Genomic DNA, 18,037 nt, shown 5'->3' with positions numbered 1-18,037 from the left:
TTGTAGTAATAACTTTAACTGAGGAAAATAATATGAAAAAAGTAATGAAATTGTCAATGATCGCAATGGTTGCAAGTTTGGTTGTTGGTTGTGCGACTAATTCAGATATCGAAGGTCTGCAATCACAAATTGACGGCTTGAAAACTTCTGTAGCTCAAGCATCATCTGATGCACAAAGTGCACAAAGTGCGGCTGCTGACGCATCTGCTAAAGCATCTGCTGCAGAATCTGCTGCTAACCGTGCTGCTCAGTATGCTCAAGACACTAACAGCAAATTGGACAACTTGTTCAAAAAATCAATGATGAAATAAATCATTATTGCTTTAGAGCAGAAAAAGCCCGGCGGTTTACCGCCGGGCTTTTTTTTATGCCTTATTTTCTCCGCCAAACAACTCTATCAAACGTGGCAGGAAGTTTGCCAGTTCTGCTGACATAATTGAAAAGTCGACATCAAATTGTGCCGCCTCATCTTCGGTTTCAATATCAGCGACTTGATCCTGAATTAATTCAAGAAAGCGCAATCGCTTAACCGACAGGTTTTCATCAATAATAAATGACAGTCGGTCTGCCCAGCTTACTGCCAGCTTAATAACTACTTTACCGGTATCCAGGTGAGTTTTAATCTCGGGAAGCGATAAATCATGGCGCTTACAGCGAATAATGCCACCAGCCTCTTCTGGTGAGCGCAATTCACATTCATCTTCGATAGTGATGTCGTCAGGTGCTTCATTGTTAAGCAGCCATTGGGTCATGGTGGTGCTTGGTTTTTCGATAGTATTAAGAGGCATGGCAGGTAATGAGCTCAAAGATTTACGTAATAAACTGAGTAAATCCTCGGCACTTTTTGCGGAAGCCGCATCGACAATTAACCAGCCTCCTTTAGGATCAATATAAGCATATATTTTACGTGAAAAGGTAAATGCCTTAGGTAATAAATCAAAGATCAGTTCATCTTTGATTTCAGTTCGCTCTTTTTTGGATAATTTGCGCGACTGTAGCTCTTCTTGTTCAAGAATTTTTTCCTGAACTAATTCATTAACGACAGCAGACGGCAGGACTCTTTCTTCCTTTTTTACACATAGCATCATAAAGCCGTTGGCGTTATGCACCAGTTGCTGTGCTGTTTTGCCTAAAGGCGGTGTCCAGCCAAAAGTAAACTCCTCATGAAGGCCGCAGGAACGAAAAGACAGTGGTTCAAGTTTTTGTTCCAGCTCTTCTGGAGCCAAGGTGAAAGCTTCTGTAAGACGAAAAACACTAAGATTTTTAAACCACATGAGTAACTGATATCCTGTAAAAATAATGATTGAGCATTATCTCAAATTTGAAGGTATAGAAATAAAGTAAATTTTATAAAAAATAAACTATGACAACTATAAGTGGTTTTTTCCCTATCGTTTCAGGTAATGCCAAGGTCTTGATATTAGGCAGTATGCCAAGTGAGGCTTCATTGCTCAGGCAGCAGTATTACGGGCATGCCAGAAACGCTTTCTGGCCAATTATGAGTGCGTTGTTCAGTTTGGATCCCCTGCTTTGTTATCAAGGGCGTAAAGAGCTGTTAATCGAAAACAGGATAGCGGTTTGGGATGTCTTGCAAAGCTGTAGCCGAAAAGGAAGTTTGGATGCAAATATAACGTTGGAGACCGTTATAGCTAATGATTTTGCTGGTTTTTTCACTGAATATAAAGATGTTAAGTACATATTTTTTAACGGGAAAATGGCTGAAAAATTATACCGAAAGCAGATTATTCCTGCTTTAAATCAGCGTTTTTCTTACCTCGAATATCGGTGTCTGCCATCAACCAGTCCAGCTTATGCAGCATTAAGTCTTGAGCAAAAGATAGAAGCATGGAAAGTGATTAAAAAGCATGTGGTAAAATAAATTTTATTTTACCGAGTAACAATCAGGTAAGTATTTTTTACTTGGAAAAATTTGTTACTGGGCGCTATAGTATTGCCGATATATTCTGGATGAGCTCTGGAATTAAAGTGGCAATAAGAAAGCTAAAATGCAAAATCGACTTGGGTGATTTTAATGATGCCTTTGGGTTTTGTGGTGTTATTTTTTGGGTAATGGTTTGATATAAAATGCGTGAAGAACAAGAGCTAGAACAAGAATATGAGTATGAATACAACAGCAAGGGCGAAATAGTTTATTACGCTATTCGGCCCAATAAAACTCAAATAAAAAAGGAGTTGGCGGTACTTTTTGCATTAAGTGAAGAGCTATCCGAATTGTCGGCGGCTCAAGTGAAATATCTTGAGCTTCCTGACAATATCCATAAAGGAGTTATGGAGGTTTCTGGAATGCCGCACAAAGGTGCAAGAAAGCGGCTACTAAAATTTATTACCGGGCAGTTAAACAAGATAGATATAGATCCTATCTTGGAAAAATTGGCACGGATGAAAAACCAAAGTGCTCATGCAGTAAGAGAGCATCATATCGTTGAGCGCTGGCGCGACCGTTTGATTGCTGGAGGTAATAATGCCTTGACGGAATTTCTCAATGAACAGCCTGATGCGGATCGGCAGCAGTTAAGGCAGCTATTACGCAACATTCAAAAAGAAACTCAAGCAGGTACGCCGCCAAAATCTTCGCGATTATTATATCGATACTTGAAAGATGTCTTTAAAATTGAAGGCGAGCTTGAGCCTGAAGATTACGCAGCATTTGAAGAGAGTGCCGAGTTTGAAGATCATGCCGGATTTGAGCATGACATCGAGTTTGATGATGAGGCCGGATTTGAAGATGAGGATGATTTAGAACACGGTTAAACGGGTAGGGCTAAAGGTGAAAATGGTAAAACAGTTGTTTTGTGCTTTTCACTTTTAGCCGTTAACTTTAATGCCTATTTTTCAGGCAGCTGAAGATCCGCAGTCAGGTTCCAGGTGGAAAAAGGAAACGGTAGTATTTCAGTATTGAAAGTTAAAAACAGTAATATATGGTAAGTATAAATCGAAAGATTACGTCCAAAGCTCAGAATATTTTGGTTGGCTTTTCCGGTTAGCAGGGTCGAAGCGACTTGCAATATAATAACAGCCCACAGTATCATTCTGACTAAGGCGCCGATAGCTGAAAAAACTGCCATGAAGAAAATTCGTTTCCAGGTGCCAAGTTGTTTCAGGTTATAGTTGATTTGTTCGTCCATAGTATTAATTAACCTCGGTTCATGATGTCACGTAAATCAAGAGCTGCGGCATTTGCCCGCGCTATATAATTTGCCATTGACAGGGAATAATTGGCAAAAAGGCCATAGCCACTACCATTTAAAATCATCGGGCTTAAAACAGGTGTTAAGGCATTCTCCATGGCCTTAATCATAATATCAACAGTACGCATGGCTCGTTTATCCAACAGAATGTCAGCAAAGTCATGTTTTATGGCTCTTAGAATGTGCAATAAAGCCCAGCTTGCGCCCCGAGCCTCATAGAAAACATCGTCAATTTCCAGCCATGTTACGGTAGTTACCGGCGTTCCTTTTTCATCAGCAGCTTGTTTTTCAAGCTCGGTTAATCCTGGTCCATAGTTGCCGCCGGAGCTGTTCGCGCTCAGACGAGTAGAAAGGCCGCCCAGACGTTTTATCACAACCTCAGTGTACTGCCAAAGATTATCGGCTCTGGAATAAAATTGTGCTTTTTTTACCGGGCCGCCGTATTTTTGCAGGCGCAACATATACTTATGCAGGGAATCAATGCCTTTTTGATATTCAGCTTCAGTTGATGGCAAAGCCCACGAGTTATGCTCGTAATAAAAATAAGGTTCTGCTATGGCTAAATCCGGATCTTCGGCAGATTGTGACTGATCTCTGGCAAAATGATTTCTTAAGGCGGTTGTGGCATCGCGTAACATCACCAGCGCACCATATTCCCAGTTGGAAATATTGTCGAGAAATACGCCGGGAGGTGCGACATCATTTGTGATGTAACCACCGCTTTTATGTAGCAATACTTCAGCAATATGAGCCAGTGTGTTGGTATAGGTATAGCCAACGGGCATTTCTGAGGTGTTGGTTTCTTTTGCTCTCTTAAGCGCTTCATCCTGTATATTGAATTGCCCGGGTTCGCTTCCCCACCATGCGCCCAAAATAACGAGAACGACCACTACTGTGAGGGTAAGAACACCAAAGCCCCAGAGTATCCCTTTAGATTTTATATCGTCCAGTGTTTCACTTGCTGCCATTTGCGGTATCCTGTTAAAGAGGGTATGTGTTTTTATGCAACAGATTGCTATTGTATAAAAAATAGCTGGCATGTTAGCAGGTTTTTAAATGTTTTGCTTGGGAAGCCAGTCGCTATTCGGGTTTTTTTTTGCTCTCGGATGTGCCTTATCATAAACATCTGCCAGATGTTGAAAGTCAAGATGGGTATATATTTGTGTCGTACTTATATTGCTGTGTCCAAGTAGTTCCTGAACGGCTCTTAAATCCTGGCTGGATTCGAGTAGATGACTGGCAAACGAGTGTCTCAGCATATGCGGGTGTATATGTTCGGCAATGCCTTTTTTTTTGCACCATTGATCCAGTCTTAACTCGATACTACGTTGGCCTAGTCGGGTTCCTCGTATTGATATAAATAAAGCAGGCTCTGCCGCTGCAACGTTTTTTAAGCGTTGTTCCAACCAGTTGTTAATGGCAGTAACGGCTTTATTGCCTATAGGTAATAGCCTTGATTTACCGCCTTTACCCAAGCGAACCATCAACGACTTATCAGCCAGATCAATATCTGTCAGGTTAAGCGCGGCAAGTTCGCCAAGCCGTAAACCTGAAGAATAAAATAATTCAAACATGGCTACGTCACGGATTTCCAGCGCCGAGTTTGTACCAGCTTCCAGTAGGCCGGTTATCTGATCTACATCCAGAGTCTTTGGCAGTTTTCTGGCCTGCTTGGGTGCTTTAACATATTGTGCAGGATTGCTGTCGGCAAGGCCTCTTTTTAACAGAAAGTTATAAAAGCTGCGAATTGCTGATAGTTCCCGTTGCAAGCTGGTACTACCAAGACCTTGCCGATGACGACCGGCTATATGCGAGCGGATATCACTTTGCTTTAGATCAGCCCATTGAGGTATTGATTTGTCGGTGCAATAGTTGGTTAAGCGCTTAATATCTCGTTGATAACTTTTAACGGTGTGTTCAGAGGCACGTTTCTCAACGGTCAGTTGCTCAAAAAAGTCAGTCAGCATTTGCTGTGCGTCAGCATGCATTGGAGCTCTGCCGTAATAATGAAATCAATCGGGTGCCGATGATCTCGCTCATTTGGGTTAAGAACAGATTACCCATGCTGTATTGAAAGCGCTCTTCTTCACGACTACCTATCGCCAGAATACCGTCAAGTTCGGTAAAATTCATGGGGATAATGGCGCAAGACTTTACTTCCAGAGCGGCATCACCAAATAGAACTTTTGCCTGCCTCAAAGTCGGTCGGCCGCATATTGGTTGGTTACTGGCAAGTATTTTAAGAAATGGTTGCAGATCTTCGCTTCCAGGTTCGATGAATAAATTGGCAACAGCTGATTCAGGACATTGTTTAATGATACGTACAGCGACAAAGTCGGTTAGAAAGTAATCGGCCAGGACATTATCAAGATTGGCGATGGCTTGTTTCAATGTTGATGTATCGAGTAAAGCCAATGTGAGCTTATGCATGCGAATAAAAGAAGTATCGTTGTCACGGGCTATTTCTATCAGCGCATTAAGCTGGCTTTCCATTTCATAATGTTTGCTTCTGAACAGCTCCAGCTGTTTTGAAATCAGGGAGATTGCCGTTCCGCTGGGATGGGGAACGCTCATTTTTTCAAGTAAGCTTAAATGCTCATGGAAGAAGTCTGGGTGATGTTGTAAATAGTCTTCAATTTGAGCGGTACTGAGCCTTGTTTTTTTTTCATTCATAGCTTAATGCTTCCATCAAAAACAGAAATAGCAGGTCCAGTCATCAACACTGGCTCATTACGGCCTGACCAGTTAATGGTTAGCTCTCCACCGGGTAGTTCAACACAGACATCCTGATCCAGGAGATTCTGCTCAATACCGATAACGACAGCGGCACAAGCACCGCTGCCGCAAGCCAGGGTTTCAGCTGCACCTCGTTCATAAACGCGGAGCTTAATACGCTTCCGATCAATGATCTGCATAAAGCCTATATTGGCACGTTCAGGAAAAACAGCATGGCTTTCCAAAGCTTGGCCCAACTCAGCTAAGGGGGCATTTTTAACATCACTGACCTGAATAACTGCATGTGGATTACCCATGGAAACAGCACCAAAAGTTGCTTCCATTGCGTTAACACAGACGCTATAAGCAAAAGATTCGTACTCTACAAGCATGGGAATTTCAGCAGGCTTATGTTTTGGAATGCCCATATTGACAGTTATCAGGCCATTATCATTAAAACGTAGCAGCAATTGACCTGAGTTGGTATCAACGCGTATTTCATTTTTATCAGACAGCTTTTTATCGCGCACAAAACGCGCAAAGCAGCGCGCGCCATTACCACATTGCGCGACTTCACTACCGTCCGCGTTAAAAATCCGGTATTTAAAATCGGCATTATCATTGGCTGGTTTCTCGACCAGTAATAGTTGGTCAAAGCCAATGCCGAAATGGCGATCAGACAGGAGCCGGATTTGTTCAGGCGTTAAGGATATTTGTTGATTGATCGCGTCAATGACCACAAAATCATTGCCTAGACCGTGCATTTTAGTGAAGTTAATCATGAGGTGTTTTTCATCTTGTGTAATTTGTTATCGGGTTGGCTTTACCTGATGCGTGTGCTCAGGGTAATAACTGCTCGCCAGCCCACAGCTGTGCAATACTTTCTCTTTCCCTGGCTAAATAAACCTGATCGCCATCGACCATTAATTCAGCGACGCGTGGTCTGGAGTTGTAATTGGAACTCATGGAAAAACCATAAGCCCCCGATGAGCGTATTGCCAACAAATCTCCTTGAGATAACTTAAGGTTACGGTCTTTACCTAAAAAATCACCGGTTTCACAGACTGGCCCGACTATATCCCACACTTGCTCGGGTGCGTTACTTTGCTGATTGACTGGAATAATTTCCTGCCAGGCGCTATAAAGCGATGGGCGTACCAAATCATTCATGGCAGCATCAACGATAGCAAAGTTTTTATGCGCGGTGGGCTTCAGGTATTCAACCTGAGTCACTAAAATGCCTGCATTACCAACAATGGCCCGACCAGGTTCCAGTAAAATTTCAAAATCGGTTTTCCCGAGGCGCTCTAAAACTGCTTTTATATAATCAGCAGGTTCGGGTGGTTGTTCTTCGTTGTAACGGATACCGAGTCCGCCGCCCAAATCCAGGTGATGCAGATGAATGCCGTCGGCTTTCAGGGTAGAAACCAGGTCAAGGATTTTATCCAGAGCATCCAGAAATGGCCGTGTTTCAGTCAGTTGTGAGCCTATATGACAGTCTATACCAATAATATTGATGTTTGGCATAGTCGCTGCGCGGCGATATTGGGCTAATGCCTGTTCAATATCGATACCAAATTTATTTTCTTTTAAGCCGGTAGAAATATATGGATGCGTTTTGGCATCAACATCAGGATTGACCCGAAAAGACACGGGTGCAATAACCCCTAATTGTTCTGCGAGACGGTTAATTCGATCCAGTTCATCGCTGACTTCAATATTAAAACAGCGTATGCCGATTTTTAGTGCCGCCAAAATCTCATCTTCACGTTTACCAACGCCTGAAAAAACAATTTTTCCGGCATCGCCGCCAGCAGCAATGACGCGTTGCAGTTCACCTAGCGAAACAATATCAAAACCTGAGCCCAAACGGGCAAGCAGATTAAGCAAGGCAATATTGGAATTTGCTTTTACGGCATAGCAGATTAAATGTGCCTGATTGCCGAACGCCAGATCAAAAGCTTTCCAGTGCCTTTCTAACGTGGCTCTGGAATAAATATAACAAGGGCTACCGTATTTGGAAATAATATCCTGCACAGGGACATCTTCGGCGTAAAGCTCATTGTTTCGGTAATTAAAATAATCCATGATTTACTTGTTTTCTTCGGGTTTAGGTTCTGGTTTTAATTCAGGTTCAGGCTCAACTTTTGACTCAGGTGGCACATAAACAGGTGAGTCCGTGCCTGGCAGATAAAGTGGTCCTATTTGCCCGCAGCCTGTTAAAGCTGAACACGCGACTAAAAAGAGGAAAAATTGACTGGTTTTCATAAGGCTTCATCATAAATCATTGTTGGCCACCCTGTAGCAAAAACGAATTACATAATAGTATGAATGACCTTGCTTTAGAAAGCGATGACAGTATTTGAATTGAAATTAACTTAAAATAGACAAATATGAATCAAGTCTGCGATTATAAATTCTTGCGATGCCTTAACGGATGTCGGTTCATTATTGTGAGCAATGGGATAAATGTATAAACCTTTACCAATTACTTATGAAAATGTTCGGATGGACACTTTCCCTGTCTTAAGCTGATGATAGGCCAATCAGCCGCCTTGGCAAATGCGGTTAGTTTTTCATCAGGATCAACGGCAACAGGATTATCGACCCATTTAAGTAATGGCAGGTCGTTATGCGAGTCACTATAAAACCAGCTATCCTGCATGGTTTCGTCTGAGGTTTTTAACCATTCTTCCAATAGTTTGACTTTGCCTTCCTGAAAACACGGAATGCCATTAAAGCGACCGGTATACCTGCCATCGACAAATTCAGGCGTTGTTGCCAATAAATTGTCAATGCCATAAAGTTTGACGATAGGCTCGGTAACAAAGCGGTTGGTTGCGGTAATAACCAGTAACGTATCGCCCCTGTCTTTATGTTTGGCGATCAGTTCTTGTGCGGGTTTTAATAATATCGGTGTGATAATGTCTTGTATAAATTGCCTCCGCCATTGGTATAGTTGCTCAGGATCATTATTGGCTAATGGGTGCAATGAAAAGCGCAGAAACTCAATAATATCCAGCGTGCCTTGTTTATAGTCATCATAAAATTTGATATTGGCGCTTTCGTAGTAATTTTTATCCACTACGCCTTGGTCAACAAGAAACTGTCCCCATAAGTAATCGCTGTCATCGGCTATCAGGGTATTATCTAAATCAAAAATTGCTAAACTCACGTTAAACCTGTCTGAAGTAATTAAAAGGGCTATGCTCTCTGGCATGTAGGGTTTTTTTATGGAACAATGGCGTTATTATAAACAACCTGACCTATTCTTGTAATTCTACCAGTTAGCAAGATTAAGATATAGGGCGGGTAAAAGATGCAGGTTTTAACATGATAGACTCTAAAGGATACCGACCTAATGTCGGAATCATCCTTTGCAATGACGAGGGTCGCGTGTTTTGGGCAAAACGAATGGGCGTGAACGCATGGCAGTTTCCGCAAGGCGGAATAAATGATAACGAAGACCCTGAAGCAGCGATGTATCGAGAATTGTGGGAAGAAACAGGGCTGCAGCAGCAGCATGTACAAGTATTAGGGCGCACGCGCTATTGGTTAAGGTATCAGTTGCCCGAGCGTTATATCAGAAAGAGTTCCATGCCTTTATGTATAGGCCAAAAGCAAATCTGGTATATGTTGAGGCTGATAACAGCGGACTCAACGGTACGTTTTGATCATTGTGCCAAGCCGGAGTTTGATAGCTGGCGCTGGGTCGATTATTGGGAGCCGCTTAATGATGTCGTGTATTTCAAACGTAAGGTTTATCAAAAAGCCATGATTGAGCTGGGCGCTATTCTGGCGACAGAATCTGTGCCGGTTAGTGCGGTCAGTTATTTGGCAAAAGACCATAAGGGTTTCAAAGTGAAGGGTTCAAGGTCAAAATAATCCTCCTGGTGAGTTGCAATAACCTGTGCATCTAATTAATACAGAACCAACTTTTCGGGTAGCGAGATAATCCCGGATTTTATCTTGCTACAAAGGCTGATTGTTAAATGGGAGCATGGTATCTAAAGCCATTTCTTCTTTTTAAAAAAGCGCAGCAAAAACACCGAGACACTAATAAAAAAAATCCACAATACCGGATAGCTCCACCGCCATTTTAATTCCGGCATATATTCAAAGTTCATACCATAAACGCCCGCGATAAAAGTTAATGGAATAAATATTGAGGCAAACACGGTAAGAACTTTCATGGTTTCATTCATTTTATTACTGACACTGGATAAATAAATATCCAGCATACCCGAGATTAAATCGCGATAAGATTCTATCGCTTCAATAATACGTATGGCGTGATCATAAACATCACTGAAATAACGTCGCGTTTTTTCATTGATTAAGAGCGATTCACTGCGTTGAATGCCTGCCAATAATTCACGTAGAGGCGATACTGACCGGCGTAAAAAAATTAATTCACGCTTGATTTTCTGGATGGCTGCCAAGGTTGCTGATGACGGATTAGATAGTAATGTCTCCTCAACGGATTCGATCAGATTATCAAAGGTATCTTGTACGGCAAAATATTCATCAACAACGGTATCCATAATAAGATAGGCAAGATAATCAGTGCCCAGGTTTCTGATTTGACTTTTATCGTTATCAAGGCGATTTAGAATGGGATTAAATAGTTCGTTAGGTTTTTCTATAAAAGTAAATACGAAGTTATTTAATATCAATAAGCTGATTTGTTCATAGCCGATGTTAAAGTTTTTGTTACTTAAGGTAATTGCTTTAATAACGATATACAGATAATCATTAAATTCCTCAAATTTTGGCCGCTGATGGGTATTGAGAATATCTTCGAGCACTAATGAATGTATATCAAAATAGTGGCCTATGGCATCAATAATGGAAACATCTTTTAAGCCGTCAACAATTACCCATGTTATGGTATCGGTTGTTTTGTAGGGTAGAAGTTCTTCGATAGACTTGACAGTGTGTCTTGTTAAAGTCGATTTATTGTAATTTACCACAGAAATTTTATGCTCATGCGCATGGACTTCGCCAACATGCACTAGCGATCCGGGTGGCAAGCCTGATTTTTCAGAAGAGAAGCTAAGTGATTTAGACATGGGTTATCCTTGTTTTGATCGGGTTATTTGTCCGGAGTTAAAAGCTGAAGGAGTGGCCACGCGAGCCAAAACCAGTATTGTTAACAATATATCGCAGGCATGGTATGCTGCCCAGATTTATAGAATGGTTTGTTTGGATAGCGCTCCTGCCTGTTCTGTAACCAATTTTGGTACAAGGTAACCGGGTAGGGTGGCTTGTACCTGCTTGATAAGATCTATTGCTACCGTCTCAGAGACTTCAAAATGTCCGGTTCCAGTAGCTTTATCGAGTAGGTGTAGATAATAAGGGATAATGCCTTGACCGAAAAGTTGTTCACTCAATTCGCATAGAACAGCTACGTTATCGTTAACGTCTTTTAACAAGACTGACTGATTAAATAAGGTAATGCCTCTATTTCTCAGTAGCTTAAAGGCAGTAATGACGCGCGGGCTTATTTCATTGGCATGGTTGCAGTGCACGACTATTACCATTTGTTTGGTGCTTTGAGTTAAGGTGTTAATGAGGCCATCGGTTATTCGTGCCGGTAAAACGATAGGTAAGCGTGTGTGTATCCGGATACGTTTTAAATGCGGGATGGCGTTTAATTGAGTAACAAGTTTTGCTAATCTTGTATCACTTAGTAACAACGGGTCGCCCCCGCTTAAAATAACTTCCGAGATATCAGGGTTATCTTGAATATACTGAATTCCGGCATTTTCATTCTGTTTACTTAGTTGAAGATCGGCATAAGGGAAGTTGCGGCGGAAACAATATCGGCAGTTAATGGCACAACTGCCGGTGTTGATAAATAAAACCCGGCCATGATATTTGTGTAAAACACCGGTTTGAGTCGTAGAGGCAAGATCACCCACCGGATCATTGCTAAACCCGGGGTATGCAAATAATTCGTTTTTAATCGGCAATACTTGCCGTAATAAAGGATCATTCGGATTACCTTTTTGCATGCTGGCAGCAAAGCTTAAGGGAACCCGTAACGGGAAGTTTTCGGCAGCAGCAACTGAAACAGGTAAGTCATTAACTGATAAGCGCAGGTAATGGCATAAGCCCTCAATATCATTAAAGGCTTCGGCTAGTTGTTGTTGCCAGTTTTTAGTAAAGTGCAGGGTTTCGTTAAGGTCTTCTGGCATGAAAGTAGTTATTTAAAGTTTCTATCGATTGTTGCCTCTATTATAATGATTATGTTTTACATTGTTTGTCATCTTGAGGATAAAATGGCCAGTTATAGTACCAATGAATTTAAAGCCGGATTAAAAGTTATGTTGGATAATGACCCCTGCGCAATTATTGAAAATGAATTTGTAAAGCCGGGTAAGGGTCAGGCCTTTAATCGGGTCAAAATCAGAAACCTTAAAACAGGGCGAGTGATTGAGAGAACTTTTAAATCAGGTGACTCTCTTGAAGGCGCTGATGTAGTTGATGTTGCGATGCAATATCTGTATAACGATGGCGAGTTTAGACACTTTATGGTGCCGGATACGTTTGAGCAGTATCAATGTGATGAAAAATCCATTGGTGATACCAGTAAATGGCTTAAAGATCAGGATTCTTGTACTGTTACTTTATGGAATGACGCACCTTTAGCGGTATCACCGCCCAATTTTGTTGAGTTAGCGATAGTTGAAACTGATCCGGGTGTGCGTGGAGACACTTCTGGTGGTGGTGGCAAGCCTGCTGTTTTGGAGACTGGTGCGGTAGTTAGAGTGCCGTTATTCGTGCAGCAAGGTGAGGTCATTAAGGTTGATACCCGCACCGGTGAGTATATTTCACGTGTGAAAGAATAGTGCCAAATGAGTGGCGGCCAACTTGCTCCATAGAGTTATTGCGCTTAAGAGCGCAAGTACTTAACGATATACGGCAGTTTTTTTCAGCAAGAGCGGTGCTTGAAGTAGAGACGCCATTGCTGGGTAATAGCTGTGGAACAGATCCACAATTAGACTTTTTTACGACTGATTTTTGTTTAGCCCCACTACAACAGGCCTTGTTTTTACAAACATCGCCTGAGTTTGCCATGAAACGCTTGCTTGCTGCCGGTAGTGGGTCTATCTATCAAATTGGCAAAGCATTCAGGAATGGTGAATCAGGACGCTTTCATAATCCTGAATTTACCATGTTGGAATGGTATCAGGTTGGCTTTACCTTGCCTCAATTAATGGATGAAATTGCCGAGTTATTGGCTGTTTTGTTTGCGGGCCGTAAAGTTTTAAGTCCGACACAACGATTTAGTTATCAGGAAGCATTTCAAATTTATACGGGTTTAAATTCTTTAGAATTTTCTTATCAGGATTACTGTGCTTATGCACGGTGTAATGATCTGCCTGAAGCGGTCGATATCTGTGGCATTGACCATGGACTATGGCTGGATTTTATTTTTAGTCATCAGGTTCAGCCAAACTTGGGTGAAAATGCTGTGTGTATGGTTTATGATTATCCGTCCTGCCAGTCGTCATTAGCACGTGTTAATGAATGCAACCCGCAAGTTACCGATCGAGTCGAGATTTTTATCAATGGCATTGAATTAGGTAATGGTTATTATGAATTAATCGATTCGCAAGAACAAAGCCGACGATTCGATGAAGAAATTGTTGTCAGGGAGCAAAGAAAGCGTCCTGTTACCGTTAAGGACAAGCATCTTGTTGCTGCGTTGGAAGCGGGGTTGCCTGAATGTTCCGGCATGGCTATAGGTTTGGATCGTTTACTGATGTTAATGACCAACAGTACGACGATTAATGAGGTACTTAATTTCCCTGTAGACAGGGCTTAAGCCTGTTCAAGATTTACTGTGTTATAATGCCGCGTTTTTAATTGTTCTGACCATATTGTTTTATTTTTAGCCACCTACATGAAATCAAATACTTTTTCTCGCTTATTATTGTTGGGTCTGCTTGTGTCGCAGGGGGTTAAAGGTGATGAAGAATTCGTTGTTAAGGATATTCAGGTCAAAGGTCTGCAACGCATCTCTTTAGGTACTGTTTACAACTATCTTCCCGTTAATGTCGGCGAAAAGTTTTCTTTGGATAATGTTTCACCAGCCATTAAGGCCTTGTTTAAGACAGGTTTTTTTAAAGATGTGACTTTGGAAAGAGAAGGTTCAACGTTAATTGTCAAGGTAGTGGAGCGTCCATCCATAGCAAAAATAATTTTTGAAGGCAATAAAGATCTGAGTAAAGATGATCTGACCAAGGCCTTGGATAAAATTGGTTTGGCTGAAGGTAAAATATTTGACAGGCAAGTTCTTGACAAGGTGGAGCAGGAATTAACACGCCAATACTTGAGTCATGGTAAATATGGCTTAAAAATTAAAACAGATGTGTCGAATTTGACAAGGAATCGTGTCGGTATCCATATTAAAATTTCTGAGGGTAGGGTTACCAAAATCAAGCAGATTAATGTAGTTGGTAATAATGCTTTTGATGATAAAACCCTGATAGGGAAATTTGAACTAAGCACGTCCAATTTATTATCTTTTTACACGAAGGATGATCAGTATTCCAAACAAAAGTTAGCTGGCGATTTAGAGACTCTTAGGTCTTATTATCTGGATCGCGGTTATGTTAATTTTGCAGTTGAATCTACTCAGGTAGCCATCACGCCGGATAAAAAAGATATATACGTCACTATTAACATCAAAGAGGGTGACGTTTACAAGCTGTCCAAGGTAAAGTTGGCCGGTAATTTGGTGGTAGCACCTGATGAATTAATTAAACTGGTTAGCATCGGGCCAACCGAGATATTCTCCAGAAAAAGTGCAACTGAAACCTCAAAGGCCATTCAGGATCGTTTGGGTGATGAGGGTTATGCTTTTGCCAACGTTAATATGGTGCCTGAAATTAACGAAAGCCAAAAAACAGTAGATATGACTTTTTTTGTTGATCCTGGCAAGCGTGTTTATGTTCACCAAATTAATATGAGTGGTAACACTAAAACCCGTGATGAAGTGCTGCGCCGAGAAATGCGTCAAATGGAAGCCAGTTGGGCATCGAGTTCTAAAATTGAACGCTCAAAAACACGTCTTGAACGGTTGGGTTATTTTGAAACAGTCAATGTAGAAACGCCACCGGTGGTAGGTACTTCTGATCAGATTGATGTTAATTACAAGGTAGTGGAGAAGGCTTCAGGTAATTTGTCGGCGGGTGTCGGTTTTTCCCAAGTTCAAGGGATAGTATTAAATGCCAATATTGCTCAGGATAATATCTTTGGTTCGGGTAAGCGGGTCAACATAGCGTTTAATAACAGCTCTTATTTGACCAGTTATCAGTTTGGCTTTTTTAATCCTTATTTTACAACGGATGGCGTTAGTCAGGGTTATAATCTGGGCTATACCAAGCGAAATGCCGGAGCCATCAATATTGCCAACTACAATACCAATATTGCGAATGCCGGTATTAACTTTGGCATTCCCTTAAATGAATTCGATCAGTTACGCTTTGATACCGATGTAAAGCACACTACCTTGGGAACCACTTATTACTCTTCCAATGAAATTAAAAACTTTATTGCCGAGCAAGGTGACAAATTTTTTACCCTTGGTCAGTCCGTGAGTTGGTCTCACGATACACTTAACAGGGCTTTGTTTCCCAATAAAGGCGGGCAGCAAAGATTATCCGGCTTAATAACGGTTCCCGGTAGTGATCTGGAATATTATAAAATAGGTTATCGGCATCAACATTATTTTCCTTTAGCCAAGGATTTTACCTTCAAGTTGAATGGAGAAGTCGGTTATGGCGGAGGTTATGGAAATACCAACGCCTTACCTTTCTTTGAAAATTATTTCGCCGGCGGTACCGGATCAATACGTGGCTTTAAAAATAATACGCTGGGACCCAGGGATTCTAATGGTTACCCGCTCGGTGGCACGACTAAAATAATGGCTAATGCAGAGTTGTTTTTTCCGGTACCTTTTATGGCGGAAACCAAGTCGATCAGATTGGGAACATTTTTTGACGCGGGTTCATTGAATGATAGTTTTAGCATCAATAATCTGAAATATTCTGCAGGTATTTCCGGTGAGTGGTTGTCGCCATTCGGTGCGTTATCGGTGAGTGCGGCATATCCCTTGAATAAAGGAACGTATACCTATAATAATGCCGCTCCTGGTGCACCCGCTAACGATATCACTGCAAATGATCAAACACAGTTCTTTCAATTCAATTTTGGTCAGAATTTCTGATAAGTTGTTTTGGTTTAACAGGCTTATCCCCTATAATTTACGAAATATTATTTTTACTCACACTTTACTTTAACTATAACCGGAGATAGATTTAACAATGAAAACAAAAATTTCTTTATTTTTAGGGCTGATGTTTTTTGCAAATGCCAGTTTTGCAGATTTAAAAATTGGTTTTGTCAACATACCTGCTGTTCTTGAAAAAGCGCCTCAAGCTGAAAAAGCCAAAAAACGTTTGGAACAAAAATTTTCACCAAGAGACAAACAATTGGTTACTCAACAAAAAGAAATTCAGGGCATGGAAGAAAAACTGGCCAAGGATGCTTCAGTAATGAGTGATTCCGAGAAAAATAATCTTGAAAAAGACATTATCAATAAGAAAAGGGATGCAAAAAGATCTCAGCAGGAATTTAGCGAGGATTTTAATGCCAGCCGTAATGAAGAGTTGGGTAAATTGCAACGTCGCATCGTTGAAGCCGTTCGAAACATAGCTAAAGATGATGAATATGATTTGCTGCTGACTGATGGTGTTATCTACGCTAAAGACCAGTTTGATATTACTGCCCAAGTTCAGAAAAAACTGTCAACAATGCCTGAGTAAATGATTCACTACTATTCAAGTACACTACTAACCTCTATTATAAAGCACTCTAAATCATGTCTATCAAGTTAGATATTTTACAAATACAAGCATTCTTGCCACATCGATACCCTTTTCTATTGGTTGACAAAGTGATTGAGTGTGAGCCTGGTATCAGGCTGTTAGGAGTGAAAAATGTCACTTATAACGAACCCTTTTTTCAGGGTCATTTTCCACAAAAACCCATTATGCCGGGTGTTTTGATTTTGGAGGCTTTGGCTCAAACGACGGGTCTATTGGCTTCAGAAACTGCGGGGGCTGAATTGAAAGGTATGATCTATTATTTGGTGGGTATTGATAAAGCCAAGTTTAAAAGGCCGGTTGTGCCCGGAGATCAATTAATGTTGGAAGCAAGATTTGTTAAAAGCAGGCGTAATATCTGGGCATTTGAATGCCGTGCGGAAGTTGATGGCGAATTTGTCGCAAGTGCCGAGATCAGATGTGCCGCGGTGGTAGAATAATTTTGATTGATCCAACAGCCATAATTGATAGCCATGCTGAATTGGCCGATGATGTATCCGTTGGCGCTTTTTCTGTCATCGGTGCGGAGGTAAAAATTGATGCCGGTACGGTCATCGGTCCTCATGTTGTTATTAAGGGACCAACTTCCATTGGGAAGGATAACCGTATCTATCAATTCACATCAATCGGTGAAGATCCACAAGACAAAAAATATGCGTCTGAGATTACCCGGCTTGAAATTGGTGACAGAAACACCATCCGGGAATTTACTTCCATGCACAGAGGAACCCAACAAGATAATGGTGTTACCAAAATAGGCAGTGATAATCTGTTTATGGCTTACACCCATGTCGCTCATGATTGTATTATTGGTGATAATGTCATCATGGCTAATGGCGCATCATTAGCCGGGCATGTGCATTTGAATGATCATGCCATTCTGGGCGGATTTACTCTCGTACATCAGTTTACCCAAATAGGGCAATACAGTTTTGCAGCTATGGGTAGTGCAATCACCCAAGATATTCCGCCTTTTGTTATGGTGGGTGGCAAACCTACCCGGCCACATGGTATAAATTCAGTGGGTATGGAACGTAATAACGTATCCGCCGAAGATATCAGATTAATTAGAAATGCTTATAAGATAATCTATAAAATGAATTTACGTCTCGAAGATGCCATAGAGAAAATGGAAGAGTTGGCTAGTGACAGTAAGCAATTAGCTGATATGATTAATTTTTTGCGTAATGTACATAGAGGAATATTGCGCTAGGT

General features: G+C 41.3%; 21 protein-coding genes. 10 read left to right on the top strand and 11 right to left on the bottom strand.

Annotated features, from left to right (window positions below; all coding sequences use genetic code 11):
• The first annotated feature begins 32 nt into the window (after positions 1–32).
• Complete coding sequence (locus KKZ03_RS02535; protein WP_243219839.1) at positions 33–311, top strand: Lpp/OprI family alanine-zipper lipoprotein; 279 nt, start codon at positions 33–35, stop codon at positions 309–311.
• Between the two features lie 54 nt (positions 312–365).
• Here KKZ03_RS02535 and rdgC read toward each other — a convergent pair whose 3' ends face one another.
• A complete protein-coding gene (gene rdgC, locus KKZ03_RS02530; protein WP_243219838.1) occupies positions 366–1,274 on the bottom strand; it encodes a recombination-associated protein RdgC in 909 nt (302 codons plus the stop codon).
• A gap of 89 nt (positions 1,275–1,363) precedes the next feature.
• Between rdgC and KKZ03_RS02525 the strand changes: the two genes are divergently transcribed.
• Both KKZ03_RS02525 and yjgA read left to right on the top strand, forming a co-directional pair.
• Positions 1,364–1,879 (top strand): DNA-deoxyinosine glycosylase, encoded by a 516-nt coding sequence (locus KKZ03_RS02525; protein ID WP_243219836.1) that lies wholly within the window; start codon positions 1,364–1,366, stop codon positions 1,877–1,879.
• A 206-nt stretch (positions 1,880–2,085) separates the two neighbouring features.
• Positions 2,086–2,772 carry a ribosome biogenesis factor YjgA gene (yjgA, locus tag KKZ03_RS02520; RefSeq protein WP_243219834.1) on the top strand — a complete coding sequence of 229 codons (687 nt, stop codon included), beginning with the start codon at positions 2,086–2,088 and terminating at the stop codon, positions 2,770–2,772.
• 74 nt (positions 2,773–2,846) lie between these two features.
• Here the strand turns inward: yjgA and KKZ03_RS02515 are convergent, their stop codons facing one another.
• The 8 genes from KKZ03_RS02515 to KKZ03_RS02480 form a co-directional block, all read right to left on the bottom strand.
• Positions 2,847–3,146: a DUF4389 domain-containing protein gene (locus KKZ03_RS02515; RefSeq protein ID WP_243219832.1), complete on the bottom strand. Its 300-nt coding sequence runs from the start codon at positions 3,144–3,146 to the stop codon at positions 2,847–2,849.
• 8 nt (positions 3,147–3,154) lie between these two features.
• Positions 3,155–4,177, bottom strand: coding sequence for a DUF2333 family protein (locus tag KKZ03_RS02510; protein WP_243219831.1), 1,023 nt, complete (start codon positions 4,175–4,177; stop codon positions 3,155–3,157).
• A gap of 84 nt (positions 4,178–4,261) precedes the next feature.
• The gene (xerC, locus tag KKZ03_RS02505) at positions 4,262–5,197 is read right to left on the bottom strand and encodes a tyrosine recombinase XerC (protein WP_243219829.1); all 936 of its coding nucleotides are present in this window, start codon (positions 5,195–5,197) and stop codon (positions 4,262–4,264) included.
• Positions 5,187–5,882 (bottom strand): DUF484 family protein, encoded by a 696-nt coding sequence (locus KKZ03_RS02500; protein WP_243219826.1) that lies wholly within the window; start codon positions 5,880–5,882, stop codon positions 5,187–5,189. Before KKZ03_RS02500 ends, xerC begins: the two co-directional genes overlap by 11 nt.
• Positions 5,879–6,706, bottom strand: a complete 828-nt coding sequence (gene dapF, locus KKZ03_RS02495) for a diaminopimelate epimerase (RefSeq protein WP_371744800.1) — start codon at positions 6,704–6,706, stop codon at positions 5,879–5,881. Before dapF ends, KKZ03_RS02500 begins: the two co-directional genes overlap by 4 nt.
• Positions 6,707–6,764: 58 nt before the next feature.
• Complete coding sequence (gene lysA / locus KKZ03_RS02490) at positions 6,765–8,012, bottom strand: diaminopimelate decarboxylase (protein ID WP_243219825.1); 1,248 nt, start codon at positions 8,010–8,012, stop codon at positions 6,765–6,767.
• 3 nt (positions 8,013–8,015) lie between these two features.
• The gene (locus KKZ03_RS21950; RefSeq protein ID WP_371744799.1) at positions 8,016–8,192 is read right to left on the bottom strand and encodes a lipoprotein; all 177 of its coding nucleotides are present in this window, start codon (positions 8,190–8,192) and stop codon (positions 8,016–8,018) included.
• Positions 8,193–8,412: 220 nt separating this feature from the next.
• Positions 8,413–9,099: an HAD family phosphatase gene (locus tag KKZ03_RS02480; RefSeq protein WP_243219824.1), complete on the bottom strand. Its 687-nt coding sequence runs from the start codon at positions 9,097–9,099 to the stop codon at positions 8,413–8,415.
• A gap of 158 nt (positions 9,100–9,257) precedes the next feature.
• On the opposite strand from KKZ03_RS02480, the gene KKZ03_RS02475 reads away from it, so the two are divergent.
• Positions 9,258–9,809 (top strand): RNA pyrophosphohydrolase, encoded by a 552-nt coding sequence (locus KKZ03_RS02475; protein ID WP_243219823.1) that lies wholly within the window; start codon positions 9,258–9,260, stop codon positions 9,807–9,809.
• A 122-nt stretch (positions 9,810–9,931) separates the two neighbouring features.
• Here KKZ03_RS02475 and corA read toward each other — a convergent pair whose 3' ends face one another.
• A complete protein-coding gene (corA, locus tag KKZ03_RS02470) occupies positions 9,932–10,996 on the bottom strand; it encodes a magnesium/cobalt transporter CorA (RefSeq protein ID WP_243219822.1) in 1,065 nt (354 codons plus the stop codon).
• 117 nt (positions 10,997–11,113) lie between these two features.
• Entirely contained in the window at positions 11,114–12,124 is a 1,011-nt protein-coding gene (gene epmB, locus KKZ03_RS02465; RefSeq protein WP_243219821.1) for an EF-P beta-lysylation protein EpmB, read from the bottom strand.
• Between the two features lie 84 nt (positions 12,125–12,208).
• On the opposite strand from epmB, the gene efp reads away from it, so the two are divergent.
• The 6 genes from efp to lpxA all read left to right on the top strand — a co-directional run bounded on the left by efp (position 12,209) and on the right by lpxA (position 18,035).
• On the top strand, positions 12,209–12,778 hold the full coding sequence (gene efp / locus KKZ03_RS02460; protein ID WP_243219820.1) for an elongation factor P: 570 nt from the start codon (positions 12,209–12,211) through the stop codon (positions 12,776–12,778).
• Positions 12,778–13,758 carry an EF-P lysine aminoacylase EpmA gene (epmA, locus tag KKZ03_RS02455; RefSeq protein ID WP_243219819.1) on the top strand — a complete coding sequence of 327 codons (981 nt, stop codon included), beginning with the start codon at positions 12,778–12,780 and terminating at the stop codon, positions 13,756–13,758. The genes efp and epmA overlap by 1 nt, the downstream gene beginning before the upstream one ends.
• A gap of 78 nt (positions 13,759–13,836) precedes the next feature.
• The gene (bamA, locus tag KKZ03_RS02450; RefSeq protein ID WP_243219818.1) at positions 13,837–16,164 is read left to right on the top strand and encodes an outer membrane protein assembly factor BamA; all 2,328 of its coding nucleotides are present in this window, start codon (positions 13,837–13,839) and stop codon (positions 16,162–16,164) included.
• 97 nt (positions 16,165–16,261) lie between these two features.
• Positions 16,262–16,762 carry an OmpH family outer membrane protein gene (locus KKZ03_RS02445; RefSeq protein WP_243219817.1) on the top strand — a complete coding sequence of 167 codons (501 nt, stop codon included), beginning with the start codon at positions 16,262–16,264 and terminating at the stop codon, positions 16,760–16,762.
• A gap of 56 nt (positions 16,763–16,818) precedes the next feature.
• A complete protein-coding gene (gene fabZ, locus KKZ03_RS02440; protein WP_243219816.1) occupies positions 16,819–17,262 on the top strand; it encodes a 3-hydroxyacyl-ACP dehydratase FabZ in 444 nt (147 codons plus the stop codon).
• Positions 17,259–18,035, top strand: coding sequence for an acyl-ACP--UDP-N-acetylglucosamine O-acyltransferase (gene lpxA / locus KKZ03_RS02435; protein WP_305852392.1), 777 nt, complete (start codon positions 17,259–17,261; stop codon positions 18,033–18,035). The genes fabZ and lpxA overlap by 4 nt, the downstream gene beginning before the upstream one ends.
• Positions 18,036–18,037: the final 2 nt, after the last annotated feature.

Source organism: Methylobacter sp. S3L5C (genome assembly GCF_022788635.1).
In the GTDB taxonomy this organism is placed as follows: Bacteria; Pseudomonadota; Gammaproteobacteria; order Methylococcales; family Methylomonadaceae; genus Methylobacter_C.
This window is presented reverse-complemented; position numbering and strand designations above follow the sequence as displayed.

Bases quoted from the DNA above. Each gene is read 5' to 3' on its own strand.
- KKZ03_RS02535 (WP_243219839.1), top strand. From the start codon at position 33: ATGAAAAAAGTAATGAAATTGTCAATGATCGCAATGGTTGCAAGTTTG.
- rdgC (WP_243219838.1), bottom strand. From the start codon at position 1,274: ATGTGGTTTAAAAATCTTAGTGTTTTTCGTCTTACAGAAGCTTTCACC.
- KKZ03_RS02525 (WP_243219836.1), top strand. From the start codon at position 1,364: ATGACAACTATAAGTGGTTTTTTCCCTATCGTTTCAGGTAATGCCAAG.
- yjgA (WP_243219834.1), top strand. From the start codon at position 2,086: ATGCGTGAAGAACAAGAGCTAGAACAAGAATATGAGTATGAATACAAC.
- KKZ03_RS02515 (WP_243219832.1), bottom strand. From the start codon at position 3,146: ATGGACGAACAAATCAACTATAACCTGAAACAACTTGGCACCTGGAAA.
- KKZ03_RS02510 (WP_243219831.1), bottom strand. From the start codon at position 4,177: ATGGCAGCAAGTGAAACACTGGACGATATAAAATCTAAAGGGATACTC.
- xerC (WP_243219829.1), bottom strand. From the start codon at position 5,197: ATGCATGCTGACGCACAGCAAATGCTGACTGACTTTTTTGAGCAACTG.
- KKZ03_RS02500 (WP_243219826.1), bottom strand. From the start codon at position 5,882: ATGAATGAAAAAAAAACAAGGCTCAGTACCGCTCAAATTGAAGACTAT.
- dapF (WP_371744800.1), bottom strand. From the start codon at position 6,706: ATGATTAACTTCACTAAAATGCACGGTCTAGGCAATGATTTTGTGGTC.
- lysA (WP_243219825.1), bottom strand. From the start codon at position 8,012: ATGGATTATTTTAATTACCGAAACAATGAGCTTTACGCCGAAGATGTC.
- KKZ03_RS21950 (WP_371744799.1), bottom strand. From the start codon at position 8,192: ATGAAAACCAGTCAATTTTTCCTCTTTTTAGTCGCGTGTTCAGCTTTA.
- KKZ03_RS02475 (WP_243219823.1), top strand. From the start codon at position 9,258: ATGATAGACTCTAAAGGATACCGACCTAATGTCGGAATCATCCTTTGC.
- corA (WP_243219822.1), bottom strand. From the start codon at position 10,996: ATGTCTAAATCACTTAGCTTCTCTTCTGAAAAATCAGGCTTGCCACCC.
- epmB (WP_243219821.1), bottom strand. From the start codon at position 12,124: ATGCCAGAAGACCTTAACGAAACCCTGCACTTTACTAAAAACTGGCAA.
- efp (WP_243219820.1), top strand. From the start codon at position 12,209: ATGGCCAGTTATAGTACCAATGAATTTAAAGCCGGATTAAAAGTTATG.
- bamA (WP_243219818.1), top strand. From the start codon at position 13,837: ATGAAATCAAATACTTTTTCTCGCTTATTATTGTTGGGTCTGCTTGTG.
- KKZ03_RS02445 (WP_243219817.1), top strand. From the start codon at position 16,262: ATGAAAACAAAAATTTCTTTATTTTTAGGGCTGATGTTTTTTGCAAAT.
- fabZ (WP_243219816.1), top strand. From the start codon at position 16,819: ATGTCTATCAAGTTAGATATTTTACAAATACAAGCATTCTTGCCACAT.